We start from the raw sequence: 7,369 nt of genomic DNA on the forward strand, positions 1-7,369 counted from the left end.
GGCTATCGGCTCGAACTGACGCCGTTCGGCGGCGTGAAGGATTCGGGGCTCGGCTACAAGGAGGGCGTGCAGGAGGCGATGAAGAGCTTCACGAATACGAAGACGTATTCGCTGCCCTGGTAAGCGGTGTGTAAGATCCCGCGCCGGCCTGGCGGCCGGTGCGGGCGTTATTCGATCGGCTCATATCGTTAGCCGATTTGCGTTTTTGCCGCGCCTCGACGCGTCGGTAGAATTCGCGGACCTCTCGAACGGCGCACGCATGCCGGCGGGATGATTCTCTCCAATCATTCGGGGTCCGCACCATGAAATTCCTCCGCTCCCTCCTGGTCGTCGCGCTGCTGCAGGCCACCGCGGCCACCAGTGCGCTGGCTGCCGACGACCTGTCGCAGATCAAGTCGGCCGGCGTGTTCCGCGTCGGCACCGAAGGCACCTACGCGCCGTTCACGTACCACGACGAGACGGGCAAGCTGACCGGCTTCGACGTCGACATCGCGACCGCGATCGCGCAGCGCCTCGGCGTGAAGCCGCAGTTCGTCGAAGGCAAATGGGACGGGCTGATCGCGGGCCTCGACGTGAACCGCTACGACGCGGTCGTCAACGAAGTGTCGATCACCGATGCGCGCAAGGCGAAATACGATTTCTCGACGCCGTACATCACGTCGCACGCGGTGCTGATCGTGCGCGCGGACAACACGACGATCCGCTCGTTCGACGACCTGAAGGGCAAGAAATCCGCGAACACGCTGACCAGCAATTTCGGCAAGCTCGCGGCCGCGCATGGCGCCGACGTGGTGCCGGTGCAGGGCTTCAACGAATCGATCGACCTGCTGACGTCGGGGCGCGTCGATGCGACGATCAACGATTCGCTGTCGTACCTCGATTTCCGCAAGCACAAGCCCGACGCGAAACTGAAGATCGCGGCGACCGACCAGACCGGCGCGGGCGACGCGTCCGGCGTGCTGCTGCGCAAGGGCAGCCCGGCGCTGGTGGCCGCGATCGACAAGGCGCTCGCGAACATCAAGGCGGACGGCACCTACGCGAAGATCTCGCAGAAGTACTTCGGCCGCGACGTGTCGCAGCCGTGACGCGAGGCTGAACGATGCCGGCCTGGCTGCACCTGATGGCGGAATCGCTGCGGCCCCTGCTCGTTGCAGGGCTCGTGTTCACGGTTCCGCTCACGCTCGCGTCGTTCGCGATCGGTTTATTGCTTGCGTTCGGCGCGGCGCTCACGCGGCTGTTCGGGCCGCGCTGGGCGCAGGCCGTCGTGCGGTTCTACATCTGGCTGTTCCGCGGCTCGCCGCTGCTCGTGCAGTTGTTCGTGATCTTCTATGGATTGCCGAACGTCGGCATCGTGCTCGATCCGCTGACGGCCGCCGTGATCGGTTTCTCGCTGAACGTCGGCGCGTACAACGCGGAAGTGATTCGCGGCGTGATCGAATCGATGCCGAAGGGGCAGTGGGAGGCCGCGTACTCGATGTCGATGACGCGCGCGCAGGCGCTGCGCCGCGCGATCCTGCCGCAGGCCGCGCGCGTCGCGCTGCCCGCGCTGTCGAACTCGTTCATCTCGCTCGTGAAGGACACGTCGCTCGCGGCCGTGCTGACGGTGCCCGAGATCTTCCAGGCCGCGCAACGCATCGCGGCCGTGACCTACGAGCCGCTGATTCTCTATACCGAAGCCGCGCTGATCTATCTGCTGTTCAGCTCGGTGCTGTCCACGCTGCAACGTCGCCTCGAAACCCACTTCGGCCGGCACGCGCTGTTCCACGCGGAGTTGCGATGATCCGCCTCGAACGCATCGACAAGTCGTTCGGCGCGCATCGCGTGCTGAGCGGAATCGACCTCGCGTTGCAGCCGGGCAGCGTGACCGCGCTGATCGGGCCGTCCGGCAGCGGCAAGAGCACGCTGCTGCGCTGCGTGAACCTGCTCGAAGTGCCGGAGGCGGGTGCGCTGGTCGTCGGTGACGCGCGCATCGATTTCGTGCCGGCGCGCCGGCCGTCGCGCGACGCGGTGTTCGCGGTGCGCAAACAGACCGGCATGGTGTTCCAGAACTTCCAGTTGTTTCCGCACCTGAGCGTCGTGCAGAACGTGATGGAGGGGCTCGTGACCGTGCAGCGCTGGCCGCGCGAGCGGGCCCGGGAGCGCGCGCTCGCGCTGCTCGACAAGGTCGGCATCGCGGACAAGGCCGACGCATGGCCGGCCACGCTGTCGGGCGGACAGCAGCAGCGCGTGGCGATCGCGCGGGCGCTCGCGCCGTCGCCGCAGGTGCTGCTGTGCGACGAACCGACGTCGGCGCTCGATCCGGAGCTGTCCGTCGAAGTGGTCGAGGTGCTGCGCCAGCTCGCGCGTGAAGGCACGACGATGCTGATGGCCACGCATGACCTGCGCCTCGCCGCGTCGATCGCGCACGATGCGGTGTTTCTCGCCGATGGCCGCATCGTCGAAGCCGGCGCATCGCGCGACCTGTTCGGCCGGCCGCGCGACCCGCGCACCGCGAAGTTCGTCGCAACGCTCGCGCAAGGCGTGCCGGCGTTCTGACGACGCGGCGCGATGGGGGCGCGCTCAGCGTTGCGCGTGCGCGTCGAGCACCGCGGCGACGATCGCTTCGGGCGCATCTTCCTGAACCAGATGGCCCGCGTGCGGCACCCGGATCAACTGGCCGTTCGCGATGCGATCGGCGAGCGCCTGCCCTTGCTCGAGCGGAATCCACGCGTCGTCCTCGCCCCACACGATGCGCACCGGAAAGTCCGGCGGCGCGTAGCGGGCCTCCGCTTCCTCGATGTAGCGCTGGCGCATCTGCGCGATCTGCCGATAGAACGCGGCCTGGCCGGCCGGCGTGAGCCACGGTGCACGGTAGATCGACAGCGCGTCGTCGCTCAGCGGGCGCGCGACCGCATTGCCGAGATAGGCCGACAGAAGCGCGTGATGCGCGTACGCGGGCAGGCCGGTGAACGCGGCTTCGTGCTGCGCGACGTGGCGGACGAACGGCGAGCCTTGCGGCGCGATCGCGACCGGGTTCACCAGCGTGAGATCCGCATATGCGATGCCGTCGAGAAAGTGCGCGCGCAGTGCGGTTGCGCCGCCGTAGTCGTGCGCGAGCACGCGCGGCCGCGCGAGTTTCCATTCATTCAGCAGCGCGCCGAACAGCGCGTTCTGGCGACCCAGCGACACGTCCGCGTCCGGCATGTCGGACTGCCCGTAGCCGAGCAGGTCGTAGAAATACACGCGATGGCGCCGCGCGAGCCACGGCGCGATCCGGCGCCATACCTGCGACGAAAACGGCGTGCCGTGCACCAGCACGAGCGGCGGCCCTTCGCCGAGCGCGCCCCATGCAATCCGGTGGCCTTCGAAATTGAAGCGGTTCGGGAGTTCGAGCATCGGCTTCTCCGTGCTAACCTGTTTTGGTTGTTAACAGGTTACGCCGGATTGTCCGGATGTGAAACCGAATAGGTGAAAATAAATGGTTACTCGATCCGACCCGGTGCGACCCCGGCACGAATGGCGCGCGGCCGATTTCGTCGGCGGCCATCCGGCGCTCGACTTCCTCAACACGGTGGCCGACACGGGCAAGACGCGCGCCGAGGACAAGCTCGTCGACTGGCCGGCCGTGCGCGCGTGGGCCGGGAAAGCGGGGTTGCCGGCGCCGGACGATCTGGCGCGGCTGCTACGTCATCCGCGGCAGGACGGCCCCGACGAACTCGCGGCGCTGCGCCGCTTTCGCGAAGACGCGTACGTCGCGATCGCACATCTGACGGCTGAAGGTGGCGGCAGCGCGGGCGCGCGCGCGGCGGAGCGGCTCGCGGTGGCGATCCGCGACGCGATCGGGCGCAGCGCATTCGATGCGGTCGGCGGCCGCTTCGCGTGGCGGCCCGATGCGCGGGCCGCGTCGCGCTGGGTCGATGCGATCGCGCTCGGTTTCGAAGATCTGATGCGCAGCGACGATTTCGCGCGGGTGCGGCAGTGCGGCCGGTGTACGTGGTTCTTCGTCGATCGCGGCCGCGGCGTCGGGCGACGGTGGTGCGACATGCGCACGTGCGGGAACCGCGCGAAGGTGGAGGCGTTCAGGGAGCGGTGACGCGCGCGCTGCGGCGGTGGCCGCGCCGCGCGTGCGTCATTGAGCAGTGCCGTGCGGCCGATGGTCGGGCCATAGCGTCGCGGCGACGAACAGCCCGGCCGCCAGGAACGGCGCACCGATCGCGAACAGGATGGCCGTCAGGCCCCAGCGATCCCAGAAGCGGTCGACGAGCGCACGCTCGGGCGTGACGGGGTCGTACAGCACGTTGACCGCGTCGCCTTCGTGCAGCCCGGGGTGCGACGACGCCGAGCCCTGCGCGAACGTGATCAGCCGCCCGCTGTCGGTCGTGAACGCGACGACGGCCGAATACAGTGACGTGCGCGACCGTGACGACCGCCCGTTTTTCGCGATCTCGACCACATGGCCGGTCGAGCGCGCATAGTGATGGACGATCTGCCACTGACGCAGGCCGGCTGCGCCGGCGCCGGCGAGGAAGCCCGTGCCGATCGCGATCGGAATCAGCACGATCGCGACATCCCAGCGACGCCGTGCCGGCGTGTGCGCGACGCGGCGCGGCGCCGGGTCCGATTGCCGGTGGCGACGCTCGCGGGCAATCAGCAGGCCGCCGATCGCGAACGACGCGACGGCGAGCAGCGCCGGCACGGCCGCCGGAAACCAGCGTTGCGTGAAATCGTCGATTAGCGCGGGGCGCTCGGGGTGCGCGGGGTCGAGCAGGACGTCGACGTTCTCGCCGATGTCGTAGGCGGGGACCGTCGACGCGGTATTGCCGGCGACTTCGCGGCGCTGGCCGTCGTTCGCGAGGTACGCGACGATCGGCCGGTACGCGTGCATCGCGTCGCTGTCCTGGACGATGCGCACGACCGTGCCCGGCGCGCGGACCAGATTGCCCGGTTCCCGGCCGGCCGTGATGGCGAGCACGCCGGCCAGCACGAACAGGACGACGCCGATCATCAGTGCGAGCAGCGCGTCCTTACCGGGCATGACGCGATCCGGTTCGTGCGCCGTGCGGAGTCGGGTGTGTCCGGATGCACGGCCCATCGCGACGGACGGGCCGATATCGGCGCAACCATGCCCTCTGAATGGTCGCGTCTCGTTCACATGCTTCCATGTCTGACGTCCCATGTTCTCTCAGTGCCGGCGGGCAAACGACGAACCCTGCGCCGGTCGTGTGATATTTGTCGGACGATTCTAGCGGAAACGATGGATGACGGGCGTGGGGTTGCGTACTGAGATTCGGGCAGATGGTGTGCGCGTCGGAATCGGGCGGCTCAAGGTACACATCGCACAAAACGAAACGGCGTGCTGCGGCAACGCGCCCTGGCGATTCTCTGCCATCAGGGGGTAATGTGCCAGGGATTCCGGTTTGCGTTGCCGCCGGCTCGCGCATTGAGCCAAACCCGGATGTTCAATTGCACGTTATTTCGTCGCGGGGATGCGGATTCAGCGCCCGAGCCGGTAGGCGCCAACGGGCAGGCGCGCGATGCGGTCGATGCGTGGCGATCGAGCGCGGACTCGCGCGAGTGGGGCGGGACCCGGCCGTCGTCAGCCGGGAGCCGCGGCCTCAGTCGGTCGAGCCGCGTTCGGCGACCACGTAGATGCTCGAACACAGGTCGGGATACACGCGGCCGAGTTCATAGCAGCCGTCGATATACGCCCGCGAGATGATGCCAGCCTTGAGCGCTGCATCGATCTGGAAGTTGGCGAGGCCCTTGAAGATGATTCCGCCGTGGTCGACGATCTGCAGCTTGGCCGCACGCGCTTCGGCACGCAGTGTGTCGAGCGAATAGGTCTTGCGATGACCGTGCGCGGCTTCGGCCGGCGTTACTGCTGCCGCATGCTCGATCAAACCCATGTTGACCGCGATCTGTCGCGACGCGGCGTGCGCGTTCGGCGTGGCGAGGAATAGGCGGCCACGTTCGGTCAGCCAACCGCGGATGCGGCCCAGCACGTCGACGGCGTCGTCGAGATGCTCGAGCGTATGGATCAGGAAGATGTTGTCGTAGCCGTATGTCGGTTCGAACGTCTCGAACGTCGAGTGATGGAACTTGGCCTCGCCCCGCACCTTTTCCGAAGCGACCGCAATGCAGTCCGATGACGCCTCGACTACTTCGACAGACGCGAAACGGCGCAGGAGTCGTTGCGTGAAGTTTCCTTCGAAGCAGCCGAGTTCCAGCGCGTTGCCAGTCAAGTAGTACGGCGCAAAAGTCTTGAGCATGTATTCATGCATCAGATAGTCGAAATCGTATGCGTAACGATGCTCTGGATGGTCTTTCGCTTCCGCGTTGTAGTCTCTGGTCACGATGTCAGTCCTGTCCACGTTGGTAAAAGCGCTGCTCTACCGGGCGGTAATACTCGTCAAGGGAGGCTGGAGTCCGTGCGTTGAATCCGATTACCTGCCGCAGATAGTCGCTGCAGTCGGCGGCGTTGGCATAGCCGAACAGCCGCGGATAGTCGAGTTGCTGTTTGAAGAACGGGCAGGTGAAGGTCAACGTCAGTGCGCGCCTGGGAAACGCTGTCCGGTTCGTTCCCGCCGCGTGCCAGATGCGCGAGTCGAATAGCAGAACCGCGCCGCAGCGCCCGGTGATCGGGTCGGCATGCGCGCGGAAAGTGTCGTCGGCGGGTTTCTCCGGTTGATTTTGCGAACCGGACAGAATGAGGGTTGCGCCGTTTTCGACAGTGAAGTCGTCCAGCATGACGAGGGTATTGAGCATGAAGCGCTTCGCCGTCGAATGAAAGCGAATGTCGCGGTGCGTGTGATGCGCGTAAGTCGACAGATCCGTATCGTTGATGAACCCGCCGTACGAATTCAGGATGTACTTGCCGCCGAAAAATTCGATCAGCAGCGAGTCGAGTTTTTCGAAATTCGCGAGCAGATCGACGTAGCAAGGGGCATCCGCCAGCACATGGTGCGCGGTCCCATTGCAGTTGTCCATCAGGCCGTTGCGTATCCGGATCGCATCGCGCCGCGCCAGCGACGGGACGAGCGCGGCGTTGAGCTCGTCGACCAGGGCGGGGGTGACGATGTCCGGCACGAGCGTCCACCCTTGGGTTTCGAGTTCAACCTGATGGCGGCTGGCAAACTGGTTCATGGGTGATTTCATTGCGATGGAGCGTGTTTCACCGCTTTGCCCCCGCTGTGTACGCATCGGCGATGAAGGTGCGCCTGGTTCGGGCAGATAGCGGCATCTGGCCAATTATCTGGGGAGATGCCGAGTCTCAAAGCGCGGAGATGAGGTGGAACTGTCGCGGGGCGGCGTAAAGGAGCCGGGGATGGGCGGCGTAATGGCGCCAGCAGAACCGGGGGTAAAACGCGGATTCGAACGGTTTCAAGGTTGC

Annotated in this window: 9 protein-coding genes; 5 read left to right on the forward strand and 4 right to left on the reverse strand. The window is 66.4% G+C overall.

From position 1 onward, the window contains the following. The 4 genes from DFS13_RS39295 to DFS13_RS39310 form a co-directional block, all read left to right on the forward strand. The coding region (locus DFS13_RS39295; RefSeq protein ID WP_134163196.1) for an aldehyde dehydrogenase family protein at positions 1-123 on the forward strand (123 nt) is incomplete at its 5' end. Between the two features lie 179 nt (positions 124-302). After that, positions 303-1,085 carry an amino acid ABC transporter substrate-binding protein gene (locus DFS13_RS39300; protein ID WP_034201211.1) on the forward strand — a complete coding sequence of 261 codons (783 nt, stop codon included), beginning with the start codon at positions 303-305 and terminating at the stop codon, positions 1,083-1,085. A 14-nt stretch (positions 1,086-1,099) separates the two neighbouring features. Then, positions 1,100-1,780 (forward strand): amino acid ABC transporter permease, encoded by a 681-nt coding sequence (locus DFS13_RS39305; protein WP_111442889.1) that lies wholly within the window; start codon positions 1,100-1,102, stop codon positions 1,778-1,780. Then, positions 1,777-2,535 carry an amino acid ABC transporter ATP-binding protein gene (locus tag DFS13_RS39310; protein ID WP_006485792.1) on the forward strand — a complete coding sequence of 253 codons (759 nt, stop codon included), beginning with the start codon at positions 1,777-1,779 and terminating at the stop codon, positions 2,533-2,535. Before DFS13_RS39305 ends, DFS13_RS39310 begins: the two co-directional genes overlap by 4 nt. 24 nt (positions 2,536-2,559) lie before the next feature. On the opposite strand, the gene DFS13_RS39315 is transcribed toward DFS13_RS39310, so the two are convergent. After that, a complete protein-coding gene (locus DFS13_RS39315) occupies positions 2,560-3,375 on the reverse strand; it encodes an alpha/beta fold hydrolase (RefSeq protein ID WP_060210640.1) in 816 nt (271 codons plus the stop codon). A gap of 82 nt (positions 3,376-3,457) precedes the next feature. Between DFS13_RS39315 and DFS13_RS39320 the strand changes: the two genes are divergently transcribed. Beyond that, a complete protein-coding gene (locus DFS13_RS39320; protein ID WP_006495393.1) occupies positions 3,458-4,072 on the forward strand; it encodes a CGNR zinc finger domain-containing protein in 615 nt (204 codons plus the stop codon). A 36-nt stretch (positions 4,073-4,108) separates the two neighbouring features. On the opposite strand, the gene DFS13_RS39325 is transcribed toward DFS13_RS39320, so the two are convergent. The 3 genes from DFS13_RS39325 to DFS13_RS39335 form a co-directional block, all read right to left on the reverse strand. Next, positions 4,109-5,155 carry a DUF3592 domain-containing protein gene (locus DFS13_RS39325; protein WP_034201214.1) on the reverse strand — a complete coding sequence of 349 codons (1,047 nt, stop codon included), beginning with the start codon at positions 5,153-5,155 and terminating at the stop codon, positions 4,109-4,111. Between the two features lie 439 nt (positions 5,156-5,594). Next, positions 5,595-6,332 carry a bifunctional 2-polyprenyl-6-hydroxyphenol methylase/3-demethylubiquinol 3-O-methyltransferase UbiG gene (locus DFS13_RS39330; RefSeq protein WP_034201215.1) on the reverse strand — a complete coding sequence of 246 codons (738 nt, stop codon included), beginning with the start codon at positions 6,330-6,332 and terminating at the stop codon, positions 5,595-5,597. Between the two features lie 4 nt (positions 6,333-6,336). After that, positions 6,337-7,122, reverse strand: coding sequence for a phytanoyl-CoA dioxygenase family protein (locus DFS13_RS39335; protein ID WP_034201216.1), 786 nt, complete (start codon positions 7,120-7,122; stop codon positions 6,337-6,339). Between the last annotated feature and the right edge of the window lie 247 nt (positions 7,123-7,369).

The sequence above is a fragment of the Burkholderia sp. 28_3 genome (assembly GCF_003253915.1).
Classification (GTDB): domain Bacteria; phylum Pseudomonadota; class Gammaproteobacteria; order Burkholderiales; family Burkholderiaceae; genus Burkholderia; species Burkholderia cenocepacia.

Bases quoted from the DNA above. Each gene is read 5' to 3' on its own strand.
- DFS13_RS39320 (WP_006495393.1), top strand. From the start codon at position 3,458: ATGGTTACTCGATCCGACCCGGTGCGACCCCGGCACGAATGGCGCGCG.
- DFS13_RS39305 (WP_111442889.1), top strand. From the start codon at position 1,100: ATGCCGGCCTGGCTGCACCTGATGGCGGAATCGCTGCGGCCCCTGCTC.
- DFS13_RS39300 (WP_034201211.1), top strand. From the start codon at position 303: ATGAAATTCCTCCGCTCCCTCCTGGTCGTCGCGCTGCTGCAGGCCACC.
- DFS13_RS39335 (WP_034201216.1), bottom strand. From the start codon at position 7,122: ATGAACCAGTTTGCCAGCCGCCATCAGGTTGAACTCGAAACCCAAGGG.
- DFS13_RS39310 (WP_006485792.1), top strand. From the start codon at position 1,777: ATGATCCGCCTCGAACGCATCGACAAGTCGTTCGGCGCGCATCGCGTG.
- DFS13_RS39315 (WP_060210640.1), bottom strand. From the start codon at position 3,375: ATGCTCGAACTCCCGAACCGCTTCAATTTCGAAGGCCACCGGATTGCA.
- DFS13_RS39325 (WP_034201214.1), bottom strand. From the start codon at position 5,155: ATGGGACGTCAGACATGGAAGCATGTGAACGAGACGCGACCATTCAGA.